This window comes from Corynebacterium haematomassiliense, assembly GCF_013978595.1.
GTDB classification, from domain to species: Bacteria; Actinomycetota; Actinomycetes; order Mycobacteriales; family Mycobacteriaceae; genus Corynebacterium; species Corynebacterium lehmanniae.
In genome coordinates this window covers 450904-471604 of sequence record NZ_JACDTZ010000002.1, presented here as the reverse complement: position 1 = coordinate 471604, position 20701 = coordinate 450904, and the positions used below count along the sequence as shown (strand labels likewise).

General features: G+C 66.0%; 19 protein-coding genes and 1 rRNA gene. 11 read left to right on the top strand and 9 right to left on the bottom strand.

Annotated features, from left to right (window positions below; all coding sequences use genetic code 11):
- Positions 1 to 144 precede the first annotated feature (144 nt).
- Entirely contained in the window at positions 145 to 993 is an 849-nt protein-coding gene (gene sepH / locus H0193_RS11630) for a septation protein SepH (protein ID WP_181890038.1), read from the top strand.
- Between the two features lie 18 nt (positions 994 to 1011).
- The gene (locus tag H0193_RS11625) at positions 1012 to 1857 is read left to right on the top strand and encodes a DUF6928 family protein (RefSeq protein WP_181890037.1); all 846 of its coding nucleotides are present in this window, start codon (positions 1012 to 1014) and stop codon (positions 1855 to 1857) included.
- On the opposite strand, the gene H0193_RS11620 is transcribed toward H0193_RS11625, so the two are convergent.
- From H0193_RS11620 to H0193_RS11610, 3 genes are read right to left on the bottom strand one after another with little or no spacing between them, the layout of a single operon-like run.
- Entirely contained in the window at positions 1854 to 2654 is an 801-nt protein-coding gene (locus H0193_RS11620; protein ID WP_181890036.1) for a TrmH family RNA methyltransferase, read from the bottom strand. The genes H0193_RS11625 and H0193_RS11620 overlap by 4 nt on opposite strands.
- Positions 2655 to 4124, bottom strand: coding sequence for an NCS2 family permease (locus H0193_RS11615; RefSeq protein ID WP_181890035.1), 1470 nt, complete (start codon positions 4122 to 4124; stop codon positions 2655 to 2657).
- Between the two features lie 58 nt (positions 4125 to 4182).
- Entirely contained in the window at positions 4183 to 4863 is a 681-nt protein-coding gene (locus H0193_RS11610; protein ID WP_181890034.1) for a DUF3027 domain-containing protein, read from the bottom strand.
- A 39-nt stretch (positions 4864 to 4902) separates the two neighbouring features.
- Between H0193_RS11610 and H0193_RS11605 the strand changes: the two genes are divergently transcribed.
- Together H0193_RS11605 and H0193_RS11600 are read left to right on the top strand one after the other, a co-directional pair.
- The gene (locus tag H0193_RS11605) at positions 4903 to 5697 is read left to right on the top strand and encodes a glutaminyl-peptide cyclotransferase (protein ID WP_181890033.1); all 795 of its coding nucleotides are present in this window, start codon (positions 4903 to 4905) and stop codon (positions 5695 to 5697) included.
- Positions 5698 to 5708: 11 nt separating this feature from the next.
- A complete protein-coding gene (locus H0193_RS11600) occupies positions 5709 to 6212 on the top strand; it encodes a DUF2771 family protein (protein WP_181890032.1) in 504 nt (167 codons plus the stop codon).
- Here H0193_RS11600 and H0193_RS11595 read toward each other — a convergent pair.
- On the bottom strand, positions 6209 to 6592 hold the full coding sequence (locus H0193_RS11595) for a cold-shock protein (protein ID WP_181890031.1): 384 nt from the start codon (positions 6590 to 6592) through the stop codon (positions 6209 to 6211). The genes H0193_RS11600 and H0193_RS11595 overlap by 4 nt on opposite strands.
- Positions 6593 to 6844: 252 nt before the next feature.
- Here H0193_RS11595 and H0193_RS11590 point away from each other — a divergent pair, with 252 nt between their 5' ends.
- Positions 6845 to 7558 (top strand): resuscitation-promoting factor Rpf1 domain-containing protein, encoded by a 714-nt coding sequence (locus tag H0193_RS11590; protein ID WP_181890030.1) that lies wholly within the window; start codon positions 6845 to 6847, stop codon positions 7556 to 7558.
- Between the two features lie 293 nt (positions 7559 to 7851).
- Positions 7852 to 9321 (top strand): integrase core domain-containing protein, encoded by a 1470-nt coding sequence (locus H0193_RS11585; RefSeq protein ID WP_181888439.1) that lies wholly within the window; start codon positions 7852 to 7854, stop codon positions 9319 to 9321.
- 220 nt (positions 9322 to 9541) lie between these two features.
- On the opposite strand, the gene H0193_RS11580 is transcribed toward H0193_RS11585, so the two are convergent.
- Positions 9542 to 9736 carry a hypothetical protein gene (locus H0193_RS11580; RefSeq protein WP_034999421.1) on the bottom strand — a complete coding sequence of 65 codons (195 nt, stop codon included), beginning with the start codon at positions 9734 to 9736 and terminating at the stop codon, positions 9542 to 9544.
- A gap of 53 nt (positions 9737 to 9789) precedes the next feature.
- Between H0193_RS11580 and H0193_RS11575 the strand changes: the two genes are divergently transcribed.
- Entirely contained in the window at positions 9790 to 11847 is a 2058-nt protein-coding gene (locus H0193_RS11575; RefSeq protein WP_181890029.1) for a helicase-associated domain-containing protein, read from the top strand.
- Here the strand turns inward: H0193_RS11575 and H0193_RS11570 are convergent.
- Positions 11844 to 14660 carry an FAD-binding and (Fe-S)-binding domain-containing protein gene (locus tag H0193_RS11570; RefSeq protein ID WP_181890028.1) on the bottom strand — a complete coding sequence of 939 codons (2817 nt, stop codon included), beginning with the start codon at positions 14658 to 14660 and terminating at the stop codon, positions 11844 to 11846. The two genes, H0193_RS11575 and H0193_RS11570, sit on opposite strands and share 4 nt — an antisense overlap.
- Before the next feature lie 54 nt (positions 14661 to 14714).
- On the opposite strand from H0193_RS11570, the gene H0193_RS11565 reads away from it, so the two are divergent.
- Positions 14715 to 15593: an ATP-binding cassette domain-containing protein gene (locus H0193_RS11565; protein WP_181890027.1), complete on the top strand. Its 879-nt coding sequence runs from the start codon at positions 14715 to 14717 to the stop codon at positions 15591 to 15593.
- A complete protein-coding gene (locus tag H0193_RS11560; protein WP_181890026.1) occupies positions 15593 to 16795 on the top strand; it encodes an ABC transporter permease in 1203 nt (400 codons plus the stop codon). The genes H0193_RS11565 and H0193_RS11560 overlap by 1 nt, the downstream gene beginning before the upstream one ends.
- Here the strand turns inward: H0193_RS11560 and H0193_RS11555 are convergent.
- Together H0193_RS11555 and H0193_RS11550 are read right to left on the bottom strand one after the other, a co-directional pair.
- Positions 16792 to 17085 carry a type II toxin-antitoxin system RelE/ParE family toxin gene (locus H0193_RS11555; protein ID WP_181890025.1) on the bottom strand — a complete coding sequence of 98 codons (294 nt, stop codon included), beginning with the start codon at positions 17083 to 17085 and terminating at the stop codon, positions 16792 to 16794. The two genes, H0193_RS11560 and H0193_RS11555, sit on opposite strands and share 4 nt — an antisense overlap.
- Positions 17069 to 17323: a type II toxin-antitoxin system ParD family antitoxin gene (locus H0193_RS11550; RefSeq protein ID WP_181890024.1), complete on the bottom strand. Its 255-nt coding sequence runs from the start codon at positions 17321 to 17323 to the stop codon at positions 17069 to 17071. Before H0193_RS11550 ends, H0193_RS11555 begins: the two co-directional genes overlap by 17 nt.
- A gap of 45 nt (positions 17324 to 17368) precedes the next feature.
- Between H0193_RS11550 and H0193_RS11545 the strand changes: the two genes are divergently transcribed.
- A complete protein-coding gene (locus H0193_RS11545) occupies positions 17369 to 19009 on the top strand; it encodes a DNA repair helicase XPB (RefSeq protein WP_181890023.1) in 1641 nt (546 codons plus the stop codon).
- Between the two features lie 11 nt (positions 19010 to 19020).
- Entirely contained in the window at positions 19021 to 19674 is a 654-nt protein-coding gene (locus tag H0193_RS11540; RefSeq protein ID WP_338026666.1) for a DUF3239 domain-containing protein, read from the top strand.
- A 773-nt stretch (positions 19675 to 20447) separates the two neighbouring features.
- Here the strand turns inward: H0193_RS11540 and rrf are convergent.
- A 5S ribosomal RNA gene (gene rrf, locus H0193_RS11535) occupies positions 20448 to 20565 on the bottom strand.
- Positions 20566 to 20701 lie beyond the last annotated feature (136 nt).

The window sequence follows — 20701 nt, the reverse complement described above, 5'->3', positions numbered from 1 at the left end:
AATTTTCTAAGTACTGCAGTTGTTGATGTTATATTGTACGTACGTCAGCGGCAGATCATTAATATATTTTCGACTTATCTGATTCAGTAAACTATAATTTTTTTTTTCAATCATATTTTTTTTTTTTTTCAAGAAGAACCCGGCATGCGATTTTCCTCTACTTCTCGTGGGCTCGAAAATGTGTATAAGAGCCAGCCCGGGACCGAGGCCGCCGACGTAGAGGAACCCGCCGCGCCCGAGCCGGCACCGGTGGAGCGCTCCCTGCCGGAGCCGGACCCGCTCTACGCCACTCCCCTGTCCATGCGCCCGAACGAGATCCAGGCGCGCCTGCGCGCCGGCGCCACCGCCACCGAGTTGGCCGAGGAGATGGGCGTGGCGGAAAGCCGCCTGGACGTCTACGCCCACCCGGTGCGCCTCGAGCGCGCTCAGGTGGCGGAGGCCGCGAAGCAGTCGCACCCGGTGCGCGAGGACGGCCCGGCCAAGCAGACCCTGTTTGAGATCCTGGCCACCGCGTTCGCGGCCCGCGGGCACTCGATCAGCGACGCGGAGTGGGACGCCACCCGCGAGCAGGGCGACAGCTGGGTCGTCCACGTCACCTGGAAGGCAGGGCTGACGGAGAACGAGGCGCTGTGGACCTTCAAGCGTTCCATGGGCTCCGCCGCCCAGACGGAGGCGCGCAACGCCATGGCCGCGGACCTGACGGACCCGGATTTCGCGCAGCCGGTGCGCTCGCTGTCCGCGGTGCGCGCTGACCGTGCCGACGTCAGTGACGAGGACGTGGCCGATGACGCTCCCGAAGCTGATGTCACGGAGTTGCCGGTGGAGGGCAACCCGGAGGTCGTCGATACGCGAGACGATGTGCTCGAGGGCGACTTCCTGCGCCACCCGGACGAGGACGAGCAGCCGAAGAAGCGCCGCCGCAAGGCTGTCACCCCGCACTGGGAGGACGTGCTGCTGGGGGTTCGCACGAACACCAAGCGCCCGAAGCGCTGAGCACCTTAGGATGTGTGCATGAGTTTCCCAGCGGTTCTTACGCTTTGGTTTGTCAACACCGCCGATCCGGCTGGCGTGCTCGAGCGCGAGCCGAAGGCCGACCGCGGGTTCGGCCGCAAGCTGCTTTCCCAGGTCAACCCGGCGTGGCCGATCACCCCGATCGGCTCGTTCCCGCTGAACCGCTCCTCGGTGCCGGGCCGCGACGAGTTCTACATCGCGGGCTTCCCCGGGGTCTCTGTGGTGCGGATGCTTGTCGACGATTGCTCGGCCCTGTCCACCACCACCCCGTGGCATTCGGCCCTTCCCGCCTCTGACGTGTTTGTCATCGCCACCGGCACGGACTCCGACTACGGCGGGGTCGCGCACTTCACCGGCGAGACCGTCGTGCGCAGCTTCAGCGCCACCCGCACCCAGGTCATCGAGGACCTCGGCCTGCCGGAGCCGTTCGAGGCGCCCTACTGGGCCGGCGAGCGCGCCGAGGCGGCCGGCGGCATCTCACTGCCGTTCGAGCCGCGCGACTTGGCCTTGTCCGCGGAGCGGCACTGGTTGGGCGTGGACATCGGCGAGGACGGCCCCGACATCAACGTCGTCGGCTACGCGGTAGACGGCCGCCCCGAGCCGAAGATCGAGGAAAAGAAGGCGCCCGCGGTGAAATCTGTGGACGCGGTGGCCGCGAAGTTCGCGGAGAAGTCGAAAGCGTACGACGACTACGAGGACGCCCCCGACGACCAGCGCGGCGACGAGTTCGCCGAGCTTGCCGACGCCTCCGTGGCCGCCGCGAAGCGCGTCGGCCGGGGCCTTCGCGCACGCGCGGCCGAGCTGTGGAAGGCGCTTTCGGAGCGCATCCGCCACTTCGACCGCTAGCGATTCCTTTCGTAGAACGCGATCGCGGCGGACGTGGCCACGTTGAGCGAATCCGTGCCCGGCGCCATGGGGATCTTGGCGCGCACGTCGGTGGCGCGCATCGCGTGCGGGGTCAGGCCGGGGCCCTCCCCGCCGACTAGGAAGGCAACCTTGTCGTGGCCCTGGATCGCGTCTTTCAGCTCGACGGCGTCGTCGGCCGGGGTGAGCGAGATGAGCCACCAGCCGGCCTCGCGCAGCTGCTCCAGTGAGCGCTGCCACGTCGTCGGTGTGCCGTCGAGGTGCGCGAACGGGGTGCGCAGGACGTGCCCCATGGAGACGCGCACGCTGCGCCGGTACAGCGGGTCGGCGGTGGCGGCGCCGAAGAGCACACCGTCGACCCCCATGCCGGCGGCGTTGCGGAAGATGGACCCGATGTTCTCGTGGTCGCCTACGCCTTCCAAGATCACGAGGGTGCGTGCGCCGTCGAGCACCTCGGCGACGGAAAGCGGCTCCGGCTTGTCGGCGGAGACCAGCAGCCCCCGGTGCATGTCGTAGCCGGCGACCTCACCCATGATTTCGCGGGTGATCTGGTACACCGGCACGCCGCGGCGCTCGAGTTCGTCGCCATAGTCGGCCATGAAGGATTCCAGCCGCCCGCCGAAGCCGAACACGGCGCGCACCGGGAAGCGGGATTCCACCAGCCGTCCGGCCACGAGCGGACCCTCAGCGAAGACGAGTCCTTTTTCCTTATCCGAATGTTTCAGGTCGCGGATGTCGTCGAGGCGGGGGTCCGACGGGTCGTCGATAGGCACAAGCATTTAGCTCAGCGCCGCCATGATCGGGCCCTGCGCGAAGTACACCACGAACAGGGCGGAGATGAGCCACATGATCCAGTGGATGTCCTTCGCCTTGCCGGCGAACAGGCTCATCAGGGTAAACGAGATGAAGCCGACGCCGATGCCGTTGGCGATGGAGTAGGTCAGCGGCATGGTCACGATGGTCAGAAACGCCGGCAGGGCGACGGTGAACTCAGACCACTCGATCTGGCCGACCTGCATCATCATCAGCGCACCGACGACCACGAGCACAGGGGCCGCGGCCTCGATCGGCACGATCTCGTAGAGCGGGGTGAAAAACATCGCGACAAGGAACAGCACGCCGGTGACCACGTTGGCCAGGCCGGTGCGCGCGCCGTCCGCGATGCCTGCCGACGAATCCACGAACACCGTGTTCGACGACGCGGAGGTCGCACCGCCGACGACGGCGCCGAAGCCCTCGACCACCAGGGCGCGCTTCATGTCCGGCAGCACGGCGTGCTCGTCGGTGAGCTCGGCCTGGCGGCCGAGCGCGGTCATGGTGCCCATGGCGTCGAAGAAGTTCGCCAGTACGAGCGTGAACACGAGCAACGACGCGGAGATCACGCCGATGTTCACAAACGCGCCGAACAGGTCGACGTTGCCCACGATGGACAGGTCCGGGACACCGCCGAAGCTCTCCGGCAGGCCTGGAACCGCCATGCCCCAGCCCTCCGGGTTGTCGGCAGAGGAGCCGGCGCCGGTCAGCGCCTCAACCACCATGGCGATGACGGTGGTGAGCAGGATGCCGATGAACAGACCGCCGCGGACGTTGCGCACAACCATGAAGCCGCAGATGAACAGGCCGATAATGAACACGAAGGTGGGCCAGGACGCAATCGAGCCGCCGGTGCCCAGCTGCACCGGCACGGTGGTCATCGCGGCGTCGGGGATGCGGCGGACGAAGCCGGCGTCCACCAGCCCGATGGTGGCGATGAACATGCCGATGCCCACGCTCATGGCCACCTTCATAGAATCCGGGATGGCGTTGAACACGGCGGTGCGGAAACCGGAGATGGCCAGCAGCACGATGATGATGCCGTCGATGACTACCAGCCCCATGGCCTCCGGCCAGGTTAGGCCCTGCTGCCCCACCATGGTCACCGCGACCAGGGTGTTGATGCCCAGGCCGGTGGCGATGCCGAACGGGTACTTGGCAATCACGCCGAACAGGATGCTCATCACGCCGGCAGCCAGCGCCGTGGCTGCGGCGACCTGCGGGATGCCCAGGACCACGCCCTCGCGGTCCGGGCTGGTGCCGATGATCAGCGGGTTGAGCAGCACGATGTAGGCCATCGCGAAGAACGTCACTACCCCGGCGCGCACCTCGGTGCCGACCGTGGATCCGCGCTCGCTGATATGGAAGAAGGCATCCAGCGCGCCGCGCGGCTGCGGCTGGTCCTTATGCAGTTTTGCTCGGGTGGTGGTACTCACGTTGCATTAGTGTCGCACCCTGCCTGCGAAAAGACCAATCGTTGGGGCTCACCAACGATTATTCCCCCACGGTGGTGTCCGAGTGCGCCCCGCAGCCGTAGGAGGAGGCCACCACGTGCCCGTCCGCGGAGTACTCGTTGGCGCAGATACCGAAGTTCTCGCCCACCGGCTGGTCCAGCGGGATGTAGAAGGCACAGGAGCGGCACGACAGCGCGGCCTTTTCGGCGAACTCACTGTTGGGGCCGAACTCGCCGGTGCGCCAGCGCTTCTTCGCGTCCTCCAGGCCGGTGGTGGTGAGGTAGCGCTTGGTGTCACGGCCGGTGAACGTGACGGCGTCGCGGGAAAAGGAGTCGTCGGTGACGCGCTCGTCGTCAGGCGAAAGCTCCATGATGTCGCCGGGGCCGAGGTCGCCGGGGCGCAGCCGCTCGGAGTACGGCACCCAGTCCGGCGCCTCCAGCGCGCCTTGCGACGGCACGAGCGCGACCTCGTTGACGGTGACCCAGTCCGCCCCGTCGGCGCAGGCCACCACGGCGTTCCACTCCCAGCCTGCGTAGCCGGGCACGTCGGCGGCGAAGCGGTGGGTGGCCACGTTGCGGCCCAGCCCGGTCACGCCGATGTGCTCGCCGACTTCCCCGTCGGCGATCTCGGCCAGCGCCTCCCGAGCAGTGGCGACTGCGTCGGTGGACAGCAGGGGGCTGCGCTTTCGGGGGTTGCGGGATCGGTTGTTGGATCGTGACACGGTTCCCCATTATTGCCCACGTGGTGCAGGATGGTTGCCATGGGTCGATTCACGCTTGCCGCCGTCTGCTCCGCGCTCGCTGTCTTGTCGGGCTGTTCCTCCCCAGAGACCGCGGGGCCGGACACGCAGCGCCTCACCGCGCACGTCGAGGAGCGCCTGCCCTTCGACGACACCAGCTTCACCCAGGGCCTCGAGGTCGCCGAGGACGGCACCATCTACGTCGGTACCGGCCAGGTGGGCGAATCGCGTCTGTACACGCGCACGCCCGAGGGCGAGGAATTGCGCTCCGTTGATTTGGATCCGGAGTTCTTCGGTGAGGGCATCACGCTTCACGACGGCATCCTGTGGCAACTGACCTGGCAAAACGGCACCGCAATCAAGCGGGATGCCACGACGTTGGAAGAAACCGGCCGGGCAGACTTCGCCGGCGAGGGCTGGGGCCTGTGCTCCCGCCCGGACGAGGACGAGCTGATTTTCTCCGACGGCACGGCCGAGCTGCGCCGCATGGACCCGGAGACCTTCAAGGAGCGCCAGCGCTTCACCGTGACCATGGACGGCCAGCCGGTCGAGGGCCTCAACGAGCTCGAGTGCGTGGGCGACGAGGTCTACGCCAACGTGTTCACCACCACCAACATCATGCGCATCGACGCTGACTCGGGGAAGGTCACCGCCGTCATCGACGCCTCCGGGCTGGAAAACAACGCCGATCCGGATCCGAACAACGTGCTCAACGGCATCGCGCGCATCCCCGGCACCGATGAGTTCTACCTGGCCGGCAAGCGCTGGCCAGACATGTACCGCGTGACGTTTAAGCCCGAAACCGCGGCCAAGTAGGATCTTGCGCCATGGCACGCAAACGCGCAGCAACTCAGCAGTGGAAAGTCTTGGCCATCGCCCTGGTGGGCGTGGTGGTGCTGGTGGGGGCGGTCTACGCCTTCATGAGCTACCAGCAGAACAAGCCGGGCATCCCGGTGCGCGACCTCGAGGTCGCCGTGGCCGCCGGCGGGCAGACCGAGCAGGTGCCCGTATATACAGTGTGCGAACTGGACGTGGAGTGCCCCGGCGGCGAACCGCCGAGCGTGCGCCTGCCCGATCAGGGGGATGTGACCTTCACCGTGCCCCGCGAGATCGAGCGCAACAGTTGGCGCCTGCTGCTCATCTACGACGACCCGGCCGCCAACTCCGAGCGCGTGTTCACCTCCGGCGAGTCCGGCGAGGAAACCGCCCCGGCGGTGACCGAATCCGGCGCAAAGCTCGTCGTCGCCGAGATCACCACCCTGGACATTGAAAAAGGCGATGACGGGGAAGAAACTCCCGTCATCGCCACGTGGTCCGTCGGCTTCGACTAAGCGTCCAGCTCCCTGGCCACCGCCCGCAGGATCTCCGCGACCTGGCGGCCCTCCTTGCGGTCCGGGTAGCGGCCGTTGGTCAGCGCGGGCTGGACCTGCGTCTCAATCAGGGTCATGACATCGGCCAGCATGCTGCCCAGCTCCTCCGGCTTGCGACGGTGCACCGGGCGGCGCTTCGGCTCATCGAGCACCTTAACGCGCAGAGCCTGCGGGCCGCGGCGGCCGGCGGCGAAATCGAACTCGATGCGCTGGCCGGCGACCAGCTCGTCCACGCCATCGGGAAGCACGGACTTGCCGATGAAGACGTCGTCGTCGCCCGGGTTGGACGCGAAGCCGAAGCCCTTCTCGGTGTCGTACCACTTCACCTTTCCAATAGGCATGGCATCCTCCTTCAGGTTCCGGTACATGGCCCGCCGATTGCAGGCCAAAATAAAGGCTTTACCTTACACCTCCGCCCCGAGAATCGCGACTGTGGCCCAGAACACCAAAATTCCTCCCGCGGCGCGCGACCTGCGCAAACGTGGAGCGCCACAGTCACATACGCACCATTTCGTGCCGGTTGCGTGACACAATCGTTACAAATGGTTAGGCTGTCCCGAGAATTGGCGGTCAACGACGAGAGGAAACAAATCATGGGACGCCACTCCAAGAAGACCACCTCCACGGGCAAGAAGGCTCTGGCAGGTACCGCAGCTGTTGCAGCACTGGCAGGCATCGTCGCCCCGCAGGCAACCGCAGCACCGGATTCCGACTGGGACAAGCTCGCACAGTGCGAGTCCGGCGGCAACTGGGCAATCAACACCGGCAACGGCTACTACGGTGGCCTGCAGTTCAACTACGGCACCTGGCAGGCATACGGCGGCGGCGAGTTCGCGCCGACCGCGGACCAGGCCACCCGCGAGCAGCAGATCATCGTCGCTGAGCGCACCCTGGCACAGCAGGGCTGGGGCGCATGGCCGGCCTGCTCCGCGCGCTACGGCCTGAACTCCGCGCCGACCAACCGCGACGCGCAGGCCGCTCCGGCTCCGAAGCCGGCACCGGCCCCCGCACCGGCTGCTCCGGCTCCGGCCGCGCAGACCTCCTCCAACCGCACCGAGACCGATGAGCTGTACGCGAAGCTGCGCGACGCCATCAACGGCCTCGGCTTCCAGGTCCCGGCTTCCGTCCAGGACAACTACGCCGCGAACCGCAACGACTACAACGCGTTCTACACAGCCAACCAGCCGCTGGTGGACGCCGCCCTGGCCGGCGACTACGCCAAGGTCGCCCAGCTCGTCGGCGCCAACTTCAGCAACCAGGTCAACGACACCCTGGCTTCCCTGCAGCAGGCCTACCTGCCGCGCTAAGAACTACACGCCAAAACCCCGCCTCCGGGCGGGTTTTCTTTTGCCCCAGCCAGACCGTCTAGCACGGAGGGCAAACCTGCTAGACGATCACGATCCGCGCCATACGTTTCCCCAGGTCGTATTGCGCTTGATTGTCAATAAGCGCCGGATCGTCTAGCAGCCCACCGACTCTGCTAGTGTCATGTCTTGACACTTTTTGGACGCAGAGTCTGGTGAGTTTTTGGACGCGGAGTCTGGTGACTTATTGGACATCATGTCTGATGACTTGTTGGACACTGCGGTGGAATAGCCGGATGGCTATTTCATCGCATTTACGTAGGAAGATCGCGGATTTCGATCCTGTCCGCGACGACAAAACCATCACGCAGTTCTGCAAGGAAGAAGGGATCTCACGCCAGACGTTCCACAACCTGAAAGATCGTGTCGCCAAGCACGGCCGGGCGGGTATTTTGCCGGACAGCACCGCCCCGAAAAACCCAGCTCGGAAGTACACCGATGCCGACCGCCAGGCCGTCTTCGATGCCCGCGTTGCACTCAAGCAGCAGGGGTTGGACTACGGGCCGATCTCGATTCACTACCACTTGCTCGACACCGTCGGACCGGATCGCACGCCGTCACGACCAACGATTGCAGCGTGGCTGAATAAAGCCGGGCTGGTCGACGCCAATGCTCGCAAACGCCCCCGCAGCTCGTATAAGCGTTTTGCCCGTGATTATGTGTGCGAGTTGTGGCAGATCGACGCGGTGGTCTACCGCCTGTTCGACGTTGCTCACACCCAGGTCACCATCTACCAGGTCATCGACGACGCCAGCAGATTCGATGTCGGCACTAAAGCGTTTAAGCTGCCCGAAAACGGCTCCGACGCACGCACCACACTCAACGAGGCGTTTGCCCGCTACCGCAAACCCCAAGAGATCCTGTCGGACAACAGCGAAGCGTTTGCCACCTATCACCGCGGTCGTTTATCAGCCACAGAAGTGTGGCTGGCAGAACAAGGCGTAATGGCTATTGCAGGCTTTGCGCCAACGACCCAAGGCAAGGATGAACGCGCGCACCGCACCCTGGTGCAATTTCTTGATGCGCGCACACCCACAACGTTCGCCGAGCTTGAAGCCGCCATTGATATCTACCGCGAGGTCTACAACACCCAGCGGCATCACCAAAGCCTGCGCGTCGGCAAAATGCACATCACCCCGCAACAAGCCTGGGAGAGCTTCCCGCAGGCGGAATCCCCAACCGATCCGCTGGATCCTGATGTGATCTGGCAGCGCGTGGTCGACTACAACCTGGCACACAACCCGCTGGCGCAACCACCAGCGAAGAAAAACGACCCTGGGGAAGCTGCCACTTCGCCCAAGGTCGAAACCGTTCGTGCAATCACCACACCAGGTACATCACACACGGATGCCCCCACCATAGATCCCCGCGACGCCGCGGAAAACTACCGCTTCGACGTGCCAGTAGAACTCGAAGTCAACCGGCACGGGACAGTCCCGGTGTGCGGCTACAGCCTCTACATCGGCCTGCGGTTTAAAAGCCGCAAGCTGTTCAGCGTCGTCACCCCCGATAACGTCGCCGAATTCTATACCGCCCACGACGGTGAGTTCCTGTTCAGCGTGCCGCTACCGATCAGGCTGACGCACCGCCCGGCCGGCGGGCAGATCAACATCAACCTCGTTGAAGGCATGAAGCACAGGCAACCGCCGAAACTGCGCCCAGACCTATCCAAACCTCGGCCGAAAAAACACAAACCCGACCAATAAGACCACCACTAGGCGGAGTCCAAAAAGTCATTGGACTCCGTGTCCAATAAGTCACCAGACTCCACGTCCAATAAGTGACCAGACTCCGCGTCCAAAATGTCCATAGACATAACACACCGACTCTGCTAGACGATCAACGCAGAGACCACGCGCGCCCCCAGGCACACGAAAAAGGTGGCCCCGCCACGGGGGCCACCTTTGGTACGTCGCTAAGCGAAAGCTAGCGGTTGATGCGCGTAGTCGGGTGGACGTAGCCGGTCTCCTCCGCCTTGAGCGGCAGGATCAGCTCGTCGCCGAACGGGCTCGCGGCGCCGGTGAGCTTGGAGGAAATCTCGGTGACCGGGTGGCCGTTACCAGGGGTGTGCGTGGGCCACGCCGGGTTCGCGCGACCGATCTTCTCTACATCTTTAGCCATGCCCCTCATTCTTTCACGCCGGGCAAGAAAACGCACGTAAACTCACCCCCGCAATGTCTACCTTCCCCGAAATCTTGCAGTCGCTTAGCGACGATCAGCTCCGCCTGCTCATCCGCACCCGGCCGGATGCCTTCTTCCCCACCCCTCCCTCGGCTGGGTCGTTGGCCACGCGCCTAGGCCTGCCCGGCTCCGCGTCGCGGGCGTTGCGCCAGCTCACTGCCGCCGACTTGGCGGTGCTGGAGCGGCTCGCCGACGCCGGCGCGGAGCTCGACCCGGTGGACGCGGGCGAGCTCGGCGACGTGGCGCACCTGCGCGAGCTCGCCCTCGTCTTCGGGCCGGTAGAGGCGCTGCGAATCTCCCCCGGCACGCTCACCGCCCTGCCCCCTGGCTGGCGCGTGACCGACACCCTGCCGGAGGGCGCGGCCGAGGCGTTGGACGCGCTGCCCGCCCGCGAGCGCAAGGTGCTGGAAACCCTGGCCTCCTCGGGTGGGGTGGGCACGACCTCGGCGGCGGGGCCGGACGCGGACCCTTCAGCGCCGGTGGCCAAACTGCTTGCGGCGGGCCTGCTGGTGCGGGTGGACGCGAACACTGTTCGGCTGCCGCGGCCGGTGCGCGACGCGATGCGCGGGATCACACCACGGGAGTTCCCCCTGGCACCGCCCGCAGTGGACGAGGTGGACCAGTCCGCGGTGGACGAGGCCGCGACCTCGGCGGGCTTGGACGCCGTGCGCCAAATGCGCCAGCTGGTCATGGCGCTCATGGACCGCCCGGTCACGCTGAACAAGGACGGCACCGTCGGCGTGCGCGCCGCGGCGAACCTGGAAAAGGAACTCGGCTTCGACCCGAGGCTATTGATCACCATCGGCGAGGCGGCGGGCCTTATCGGCCGAGGCAACGTCGACGACGAGGACGTGCTCGCCGCCACCCGCGACGCGCTGACCTGGATCGACGCCACGCTTTCGGACCAGTGGGCGATCCTGATGGTCGGTTGGGCCGCCTCCCCGTGGCGCGCTGACACCGACGCGAAGCTGTTGTCCGCGGACATGCACGCGCCCGCGGTGCGCCACGCTCGCACGACCATCCTGCGCCACGCGGGCCGGACCGACCAGTTGCTATTCCATGCCCCGCTAGAGGCCAGCGGTTTCTCCCCGCGGCTCATCCAGGCGGTGGTGGATGAGGCCCAGTTCGTCGGCGCGCTCGCCGGCACCCCGCAGCCGGCGCAGTCCTCTCCCCTGTTGGCGTTGCTGGACGGCCGCGATGGCGAGGACGTCGCCGCCGCGGCCAAGCAGCTCGTGCCGGCGTCCGTCGACACGCTGATTGCCCAGGGCGACATGACAATGCTCGCCCCGGGCCCGCTCGAGCCGGACATGGCGTCGTTTTTGGAGCGCATCGCCGAACTCGAATCCCCGGGTCTGGCCAGCGTGTGGCGGGTCACGGAGGCGTCGGTGCGCCGCGGCCTGGACGGCGGGCTCACCGCCGAGGAGGTCCACGCCTGGCTGGGCCGGCACGTCATGGGCGAGGTGCCGCAGGCAATCGCGTTTCTTATCGACGACACCGCCCGCACCCACGGCGCCATCCGCGCAGGCAGCGCGCTGAGCTACATCCGCTCCGCGGACCCGGCGCTGATCGCCACCGCCGCCGAGCGCTGCAACTTACGCGTCCTCGCCCCCACCGTCGCGGTGTCGGACCAGCCGCTGACCAAGCTCATGGCGCAGCTGCGTGCGGCGGGGATGCAGCCCACCGCGGAGGACAACACCGGCGCGACGCTGAACATGGCGCCCGAACCGGCGCTGGTCGCCGCCACCCCGTCTACCCTGCCGCGCACCCCGAAGGCGACCGAGGAGCAGGTCGAAGCGATCGTGTCCAAACTGCGCGCCGATTCCGGCTCCGACGCGGACGCCGGGGCCGGCGACATCTTCGAAACGCTGCGGGCGGCGGCTCGGGCGAAGCGGCATGTGGCCGTAGGTTTCGTGGATAAGCAAGGGCGCGGCCGCACGCTCACCGTGCTGCCACTGAGCGTGAGCGCGGGGCAGGTCGACGCGCTCGACGAGGCCGCCGATCGCGTCGTGCGCATCGCGCTGCCGCGCATCACCAAAGTGGTGCTGGCCTAGCGGCTGACGCGCTCGAGAATCTCCAGAATGTGCTCGTAATCCTTGCCGGTCGCGGCAGTCAAGCCCAGCTCGCAGGTGCGGTTGGACGACGCATGCGTCGCGGAGCCCAGCTCCTCGGCCTGCGCCGCCTCGCGCTTCGTCGCCGCGTGGGTCAGCTCCGGGTGCAGCATGCCGCGGTCGCCCGCGTAGCCGCAGCAGTTCCACTCGGCGGGCAAGCGCACGTCCTCAGCCGCGGCACCCGCGACGCGCGCGAGCGTATCGACGATCCCAAGGTGCGTCGCCGAACACGTCGGGTGCAACGTCACAGAGTCCACCTTGTGCTTGACCTCGAGGCGCTCGAGCACCTGGTCCTCGACGAACTCGATGGCGTCGATGACGGTGATGCCGATGCCCTCGGCCATGTCGCGGAAGCCGTGCGTGCAGCTGGACGCGTCCACGACCACCGGCAGGCGCCCGCCGTCGGTGGCGGCGATGAGCTGGTCGTTGACCCGGCGCTGCATGATGTCGTTGCCGGTGCTCATGCCTTTCGACGCCCACGGGGTCCCGCAGCACATCCCGTCAATCCCCTCCGGGACGACGAGCGCGAGCCCGGCGCGCTCCACCAGTTTCGCGAACGCCTCGGAGGCGCCGACGCCGTCGCCCTGCGGGCCGAACATGGAGTTCACGCAGGCGGGGACGAACACGCCGGCGGGCTCCGCTCCCGGCGCGCCGATCCGGGTGCCGAACGCCTTGGAGCGCTTCTGACCGCCCTTGGACAGCTCGGGGCGGTACTGCGGCACAGTGTCCTCGCCCACCAGGGCGCGGGCGACGTCGGTGACCTTCTGCACCAGTTTGGTCGGCATGTAGTAGGCGCCGGTCAACGCCGCCGAGGCCAGCGTGTTGCCCGGGCCCCACGCCTTTGCCGCGGCCGCCCAGCCGGCGGATTCCGTAGCGCCCGCTTGGCCGCGACGCAGGGATTTGATGAACTTGCCGGTATCGATCTTCACCGGGCAGGCGGTCACGCACATCGAGTCCACGGCGCAGGTGTCGATGCCGTCGTACTGGTAGGCCTCGTCGAGGTGCTTGACCAGCTCGGTGTCGCCTTCCTGGATCGCCTTCGCGCGGGCACGGCGCACCACGATGCGCTGGCGCGGGGTCATGGTGATGTCGCGCGAGGGGCACACCGGCTCGCAGTAGCCGCACTCCACGCACGAGTCGATCTCGTCTTCCACCTGCGGGTTGAGCTTGAAGTTCTTCATGTGCTCGCGCTCGTCGTCGGTGATGATCACGCCCGGGTTCATCACCCCGCGCGGGTCGGCGGCGCGCTTGAGCTCCACCATGACCTCGTAGAGTTCCTCGCCGTACTGGCGGCGCACGTACGGCGCCATCACACGCCCGGTGCCGTGCTCGGCCTTCAGGTTGCCGCCGGCGCCGAGCACGAGGTCGACCATCTCCTCGTTGAAGCCGTCATAGCGGGACAGGTTCTCGTCGCCTTCGAAGCGGTCGGTGATGAGGAAGTGGATGTTGCCGTCTTTGGCGTGGCCGAAGATGACGGCGTCGTCGTAGCGGTAGGCGTCGAAAAGCTGCTGCAACCCGCCGCACGTGTCCGCGAGGTCGCCCACGGGCACGGCGATGTCCTCGAGCAGCGCGGTGGTGCCGGACGGGCGCGCCTCGGCGACCTGAGCGTAAAGGCCCTTGCGGAAGGCCCAGGCCTTGGCGGCCTCGGCGGCGTCGGTGGTAAATGCCGCCGGGGTCTGCAGGTCGAAGCCTTCCAGCAGCTTCGCGCCGGCGGCTTCGTATTCGCGCAGCTCGTCGGCCTCGTTTGCGTGGTACTCGATGAGCAGCGCCGCCTGGCCGGACAGTTCGAAGCCGGTGATCTGTTCTGGCACCGAGTCGAAGGTGCGGCCGACCTTGATGGAGCGCGAGTCCATCAGCTCAAGCGTGGCGGCCTTCGAGTCGAACAGCGCTGGCAGCGAGCGCGTCGCCGCGTCCAGCGTCGGGTACACCGCGATGGTGGTGGTCTTCAGTTTCGGCACCTCGATGGTGCGCAGCACGGCCTCCGCGATGAACGCGAGCGTGCCCTCGGACGCGACCAGCAGGTGCATGAAAATGTCCAGGGGCGACTCGTAGACCAGGAACGCATTCAACGAGTAGCCCATCGTGTTCTTCAGCGCGAAGTGGCGCTCGATGGTGTCCACGGATTCCTTGTTCTCCCGCACGCGCCGCTTGAGGCGCTCCAGCTTTGCGACGAGCTCCGCCTCTTCCCGCGCAAACTGCGCCTCCGCGTCCTTATGCGCCGTGTTGATGACGGTGCCGGAGGGCAGCACGAACGTCATCGATTCGATGGTGTTGTAGGTGTTGTACTGCGTGCCGCAGGCCATGCCGGAGGAGTTGTTGGCGATCACGCCGCCCATCGTCGCCGCGCCCTCGGACGCCGGGTCCGGGCCGATCTTGCGGCCGTACGGGGCGAGGTGGGCGTTGACCTGGCGCACCGTGGAGCCAGGCTGGACGCGCACGCGCTTGCCGCCGTCGAGGACCTCCACGCCGCGGAAGTGCTTGCGCACGTCCACGAGCATGCCCGCGCCGCCGGCCTGGCCGGACAGTGAGGTGCCGCCGCCGCGCAGCACCACCGGGGCACCGGATGCCGCCGAGGCGCGGAAAGCGGCCGCCACGTCGTGGGCGGTGCGGGCCTCCACCACCACGTCCGGGGTGTAGAGGAAGTGGGACGCGTCGTGGGCGTACTTGATCCGGTCGATCGGGCGGGTGGAAAGCGCCTGGTCGGAGCCGAGTTCGCGGGATAAATGCTCTGCGGGGGAGGAAATGGTTGTGGTCATAAATCCATGCTAGACCCCTGCACCCGCTGGCCTATCTTTTGTTATTTTCGACGTGTGACCACAATCGAAATCCGCGACCTGAACAAGCGCTTCGGCGACGTCCAAGCACTCGACGGCATGAGTTTCACCGTCCACGACGGCGAAATGTACGGCTTCGTCGGCTCCAACGGCGCCGGCAAGTCCACCACGATGCGCATCGCCCTCGGCGTGCTCGCCGCTGACTCGGGCGAGGTGCTTCTCGACGGCCGCCCGCTTGACGACGACACCCGCCGCCGCATCGGCTACATGCCCGAGGAGCGCGGCCTGTACGGCAAAGAAAAGATCCTGGAGCAACTGGTCTTTCTGGCCAAGCTGCACGGCGTCGACGGCAAAGCCGCCAAGCAGCGCGGCACCGAGCTGCTCGAGGAGCTCGGTTTGGGCGAGCGCGTGAACGACAAGCTCGACGACCTCTCCCTGGGCAACCAGCAGCGCGTCCAGCTCGCCGCGAGCCTCATCCACGACCCCGACATCCTCATCCTGGACGAGCCGTTCTCCGGCCTCGACCCCGTCGCCGTGGACGTGATGAGCACGATGCTCACCGACCGCGCCCGCGCCGGCGTGCCCGTCATCTTCTCCTCCCACCAGCTGGATCTGGTGCAGCGGCTGTGCGACCGCATCGGCATTGTCACCCGCGGCCGCATGGTCGCCGAAGGCACCGTCGACGAGCTGCGCGCCCACGGCCCCATCCGCTTCAGGGTGGGCACTCAAGCCCGCGGCTGGATCCCGGAGGGCATTTCGCTTATCGACGACTCCGCCACCCACGTCATCCTCGAAGCCCCGAGCGTCCAGGACGACCAGCGCATCCTGCAGGCCGCCATGGCCGCAGGCCCCGTCCACGAGTTCACCCGCGTCGTGCCCGACCTGGCCGACCTGTTCAAGGAGGTTGTGCAGTAATGGCTACCCAAAACGCCTACTCACCCATGCACACGATCACCACCACCGCGGCGCGCGAGATCCAGATCTTGCTGCTGAAGAAGGGCGTGGTCATCACCTTCGTCATCCTGCTTCTGGCCATGGTCGGCTTCATCGGCTTCGCCTCTTGGCAGAAGAGCAAGGACGACGCTGACGGCGGCGATGCAAAGACTGCGGTGGCGACCGTAGGCGTCGATAAGCAACTGCTCGACGGCGCCGGGTACGACGCCCGCGAAACTGCGAGCCGCGACGACGCAGTGCAGTTGGTGCGCGACGGCGACGTCAAGGCCGCGCTAGTGGCCGAGGGCGACCAGTGGGAAGTGATCTCGGACGGCACCCCGTCGGCGGGCCTCATGGAGGGAATGGAGGCGCTCGCCGACAGCTACACCCGCGCCGAAACGTTGAACACGCTGGGCATTTCGCCCGCGGATTACGAGGCGGCGTCCCGCAGCATCGACATCGTGCCGGTGGACGTGGACGAGGCCAGCGGCGAAGACTTCGAGCAGCAACTGCTCCGCCTGCTCACCACGTTCGTGGCGCTGATGGTGGTGATCTTCACCGTGATCACCTTCGCCGCCCAGGTGGGAAGCCGCGTGACCGAGGAGAAGTCCTCCCGCGTGGTTGAGCTCGTGCTGGCCTCCGTGCGCCCGCTGGATTTCCTGGCGGGCAAGCTGCTGGGCACGCTCGTGCTGGGCTTCCTCGCCACCGCCGTGCTGCTGATCGTCGGCGGCGTTGGGCTGAAGGTTTCCGGGCTCGTGGACGACATCGCGTTCGACTGGTCCGTCCTCCCCGTCCTGCTGATCGCGTGGCTTCTGGCCATGCTGTTCTTCGGCGCCCTCTACGCCGCGGCCGGCGCGATGGTGCAGCGCACCGAGGACCTGCAGTCCACCCAGATGCCGATCCTGCTGCTCATCATGGCTTCCGCCTATATCCCCGGCTTCGGCTGGATGAACACCGACGCCACGTGGATGCAGGTGATGAGCTGGATCCCGCCGTTTTCCATCTTCGCCGCGCCGCTGTCGTACGCGGCCGGAGACTTCACCGCGCTGCAGCTGGCCGGCTCGTTTGTCCTCGCGGCCTTGGCGACGGCGCTGGCCGTGTGGGCCGCCGCCCGCATCTACAAGCGCACGATCCTGAACAACGGCAGCGTGACCAAGTGGTCGCAGCTGCTGCGCAGGGGCTAGGGGTCGATGTGCATCACTAGATCCATACTTTGGTGAAGCACACGGACCACATCGATCGCAGCGTCCTGTTCACGGTAGAAGATGATGTGGCTTCCTATCGCTTTCTTCCGGTAGCCAGGGCGCACTTCGTCCGCCCATCGCCCGAGCCGTGGATTTTCGCTGATGAAGTCCAGCATCTGGAGAATCCCGCCAACATATCGTTCAGCTTGATCCAGCCCCCATCGTGTGGCCGTGTAGGACCAAATTTCTTCGAGATCGACCTCTGCCTGGCGCCTAAGCCGATATTTCATGCTCGTTCTTCATTCGCTCTATAAACGCTCCCGGGTCAAAGTCCTGGACGACTTCGCTGTTTTCCCCCTTTTCAAGCGCGGCGTTAAGAAGAGCGAATTTCCTCTCTCGCTCCTCCACCAGCCGCAGGCCCTCGCGCAGGACTTCGCTGGCGGAGGCGTAGCGGCCGTCGTGAAGCAGCTCTGCAATGAATTTGTCGTAGCGTTCGCCGAGTACAACGGATGTGTTTTTCGCAGCCATGCACCGTAGACTACCAAGTCCTACTAACACGAAGGAGTAGATCGCATGGCTCTCGGCGACGGCCCCCTGATCGTCCAATCGGACAAGACCGTCCTGCTCGAAGTCGCGCACCCGGACGCGCCCAAGGCCCGCGCCGCGCTCGCCCCGTTCGCGGAGCTCGAGCGCGCGCCCGAGCACATCCACACCTACCGCATCACACCCCTGGCGCTGTGGAACGCCCGCGCCGCCGGCTTCGACGCCGAGCAGGCCGTGGACGTGCTCGAGCGCTACTCCCGCTTCCCGGTGCCGCAGGCGCTGCTCGTCGACATCGCCGAAACCATGGCCCGCTACGGCCGCCTCAAGCTGGTCAAACACCCCGCCCACGGGCTGATCCTAGAGGCGGACGACCCCGCGATCCTCACCGAGGTCACCCGCAGCAAGAAAATCCAGCCGCTCATAGCGAAGCCTATCGACGACACCACCGCCCCCGTCCACCCCTCCGCCCGGGGCCAGATCAAGCAGGAGCTGACCAAGCTCGGCTGGCCGGTGGAGGACCTGGCCGGCTACGTCGACGGCGAGTCCCACCCGATCGCGTTGAACCACGACGGCTGGGAGCTGCGCGACTACCAGCAGTACGCCGCCGAATCCTTCTGGGAGGGCGGCTCCGGCGTGGTGGTGCTGCCCTGCGGCGCCGGCAAAACCATCGTCGGCGCCGCATCGATGGCGCAGGCGCAGACCACCACGTTGATCCTGGTCACCAACACCGTCGCCGGCCGTCAGTGGCGCGACGAGCTGCTGCGCCGCACCACCCTCACGCCCGAGGAGATCGGCGAGTACTCCGGCGAGAAGAAGGAAATCCGCCCCGTCACCATCGCCACCTACCAGGTGGTCACCCGCAAGACCAAGAGCGAATACCGCGCGCTCGAACTTTTCGACTCCCGCGACTGGGGCCTGATCATCTACGACGAGGTCCACCTCCTCCCCGCCCCCGTCTTCCGCATGGCCGCCGACCTCCAGTCCCGCCGCCGCCTGGGGCTCACGGCGACCCTCGTACGCGAGGACGGCCGCGAAGACGACGTCTTCTCCCTCATCGGGCCAAAGCGTTACGACGCCCCATGGAAAGAACTCGAGATGGCCGGCCACATCGCCACCGCCGAATGCGTCGAGGTCCGCACCACACTCACCGACGAGGAGCGCCTCACCTACGCCACCGCCGAAACCCGCGAGCGCTACCGTCTGGCGGCCTGTTCGGCGGGCAAGCTGGAAGTCGTCGATAAGCTTCTTGCAACGCACAAGGGACAGCAGACCCTGATCATCGGCGCGTATGTGGAGCAGTTAGAGGAGATCGCATCGCGTATCGACGCTCCCCTCGTCGACGGCAAAACCACCACCAAAAAGCGCGAGGAGGCCTTCCAAGCCTTCCGCGACGGGGAAATCTCCACCCTGGTGGTGTCCAAGGTGGCCAACTTCTCCATCGACCTGCCCGAAGCCGCCGTGGCGATCCAGGTCTCCGGCACCTTCGGATCCCGGCAAGAAGAAGCGCAGCGCCTGGGGCGGCTCTTGCGTCCGAAATCCGACGGCGCGGAAGCCGTGTTCTACACCGTCGTCGCCCGCGACACCCTCGACTCCGAGTACGCCATGCATCGGCAACGATTCCTGGCCGAACAGGGCTACGCGTACCGGTTGGTCGACGCCGCCGACCTTTAGACTTGTATGCCATGAGTGGCATGAAGGTATTCAAGTTCGACGTCGACGAGGACTTTGCGAAGCAGCACAACGAAATGGTGCGCGACACCCGCAGCCTCGTCGCCTCGGGCATCGCGATCTTTGTTATCTCCGTGATCGTCGGCGTCGCCGTGTGGTTCCTGGTGGACTCGTCCTCGCCGTGGCACTGGCTCGGCAGCTTCGGCGCGGTGCTGTTCGGCATTTTGATGCTGGTGGTGGCGCTCCTGATCCCCCGCAGCGTGGGCAAGACCCAGGAGATCTACGACTCCAACCCCCTCGCCCCCGCCATCATCACCGAGCGCGCCGGCACGACGGTGACCCTAACCGCGCTGGTGAACCTCAACGTGGATCCTGCCCTGCCGCCGCGTTGGGCCATCACCTCCCGAGTGATGCAGCCGCTCCCCAACACCTCCGACAAGGTCGGCACAAAGGTGCCGGTCGCAGCCGTGGGCGCGCAACGCTCGGCTCGCGACCAACAGCACTGGCAGACCATCACCCCAATGCCCATCGCCTGGGGCACGCCCGATGAGGCAGTTGTGGCTTCCGCCCGGAAGTCGATCCCCCAGGACCAGTGGTCCACGCTCGAGCGCGCCCGCAAGAAGGCCGAGCTTGTCGAGCAGTCCAAGAACTCGATGCTGGAGCTCTAGCGTTCTCGAGCGAAACACTCGCCCTTCCACCCGCGTCAGATCCCGAATCGGATCGGCCGCGGAACTCTTTTTGGCCAAAACCCTGCCTGCGGAATCTGGTTGCCCTGCACCCATTGTTGGTGTCGATGCTGTTGTCCGCATTGCGGAGTCCGGAAGGTGGTCCTGGCCCCGCAAGATGCGCCCAGGCAGCATCATCCGCGTATCGGTTGTGCACGAATCGGCATCGGCAGCGCATTTCCCCAGGTCGATGCTCCGGCGAAGAGATTGTTTTGTCGATTCGTACAATTCGCGGGGGGACACCAATGATGGGTGACGCGGTTGTTGTCCGCAATGCGGAGTCCGCTAGCGTCCGGCTGGGGTGTTCTCGTAGAAGTTGACGAGGGAGCGGTTTTCGCTCTGTGTTTCCCCAGGTCGCAAAACGGTGTTGTCAGGTTTTACGAGACACTTACTTCCCGGCCGGCAGGTTCGTTGGTGTGCACCCATCCTTGGTGGTGGGGTGGTTGTCCGCAATGCGGAGTCCGCAAAACGTTTCGTTGGTGCCCACCCATTGTTGGTGGTGGTCTGGTTGTCCGCAATGCGGAGTTTCGACCGGTGCGGGCATACGTGGGTTCCCGCCAATGATGGGCACAGATCAGGTTGTCCGCAATGCGGACAGCTGTGTAGGCCACCCCACCAGCCGGCACCTGGGAAGGGTTCGGGCATGACAAAAGCAAAGGCACCCGCCGCACAAACCATGGGGGTTTGTGTGGCGGGGGCTGTGTGTGAAGTTGTTTGGTCGGCGGGAACCTACTCTCCCCCTCCCCCCCGGGGGCAGGACCATCGGCGCGGGCGGGCTTAGCTTCCGGGTTCGGAATGGGACCGGGCGTTTCCCCGCCGCCATCAACCACCGACACACCTATGGGGGCGCATCAGGTTGCGTTCGGCAACGTGTATGCAGTTATTGTCGGCCAACCACTTCTTCGGGTTGGTGTGTTGTGTCAGTGACTGCACAGTGGACGCGGAGCATGTTGCTCTTGCTTGTGTTTGT

Excerpts from the sequence above, each read along its gene's own strand:
- sepH (WP_181890038.1), top strand. The coding sequence starts at position 145 with ATGCGATTTTCCTCTACTTCTCGTGGGCTCGAAAATGTGTATAAGAGC.
- H0193_RS11625 (WP_181890037.1), top strand. The coding sequence starts at position 1,012 with ATGAGTTTCCCAGCGGTTCTTACGCTTTGGTTTGTCAACACCGCCGAT.
- H0193_RS11620 (WP_181890036.1), bottom strand. The coding sequence starts at position 2,654 with ATGCTTGTGCCTATCGACGACCCGTCGGACCCCCGCCTCGACGACATC.
- H0193_RS11605 (WP_181890033.1), top strand. The coding sequence starts at position 4,903 with ATGGGTCGATTCACGCTTGCCGCCGTCTGCTCCGCGCTCGCTGTCTTG.
- H0193_RS11600 (WP_181890032.1), top strand. The coding sequence starts at position 5,709 with ATGGCACGCAAACGCGCAGCAACTCAGCAGTGGAAAGTCTTGGCCATC.
- H0193_RS11595 (WP_181890031.1), bottom strand. The coding sequence starts at position 6,592 with ATGCCTATTGGAAAGGTGAAGTGGTACGACACCGAGAAGGGCTTCGGC.
- H0193_RS11590 (WP_181890030.1), top strand. The coding sequence starts at position 6,845 with ATGGGACGCCACTCCAAGAAGACCACCTCCACGGGCAAGAAGGCTCTG.
- H0193_RS11585 (WP_181888439.1), top strand. The coding sequence starts at position 7,852 with ATGGCTATTTCATCGCATTTACGTAGGAAGATCGCGGATTTCGATCCT.
- H0193_RS11580 (WP_034999421.1), bottom strand. The coding sequence starts at position 9,736 with ATGGCTAAAGATGTAGAGAAGATCGGTCGCGCGAACCCGGCGTGGCCC.
- H0193_RS11575 (WP_181890029.1), top strand. The coding sequence starts at position 9,790 with ATGTCTACCTTCCCCGAAATCTTGCAGTCGCTTAGCGACGATCAGCTC.
- H0193_RS11570 (WP_181890028.1), bottom strand. The coding sequence starts at position 14,660 with ATGACCACAACCATTTCCTCCCCCGCAGAGCATTTATCCCGCGAACTC.
- H0193_RS11560 (WP_181890026.1), top strand. The coding sequence starts at position 15,593 with ATGGCTACCCAAAACGCCTACTCACCCATGCACACGATCACCACCACC.
- H0193_RS11555 (WP_181890025.1), bottom strand. The coding sequence starts at position 17,085 with ATGAAATATCGGCTTAGGCGCCAGGCAGAGGTCGATCTCGAAGAAATT.
- H0193_RS11550 (WP_181890024.1), bottom strand. The coding sequence starts at position 17,323 with ATGGCTGCGAAAAACACATCCGTTGTACTCGGCGAACGCTACGACAAA.
- H0193_RS11545 (WP_181890023.1), top strand. The coding sequence starts at position 17,369 with ATGGCTCTCGGCGACGGCCCCCTGATCGTCCAATCGGACAAGACCGTC.
- H0193_RS11540 (WP_338026666.1), top strand. The coding sequence starts at position 19,021 with ATGAGTGGCATGAAGGTATTCAAGTTCGACGTCGACGAGGACTTTGCG.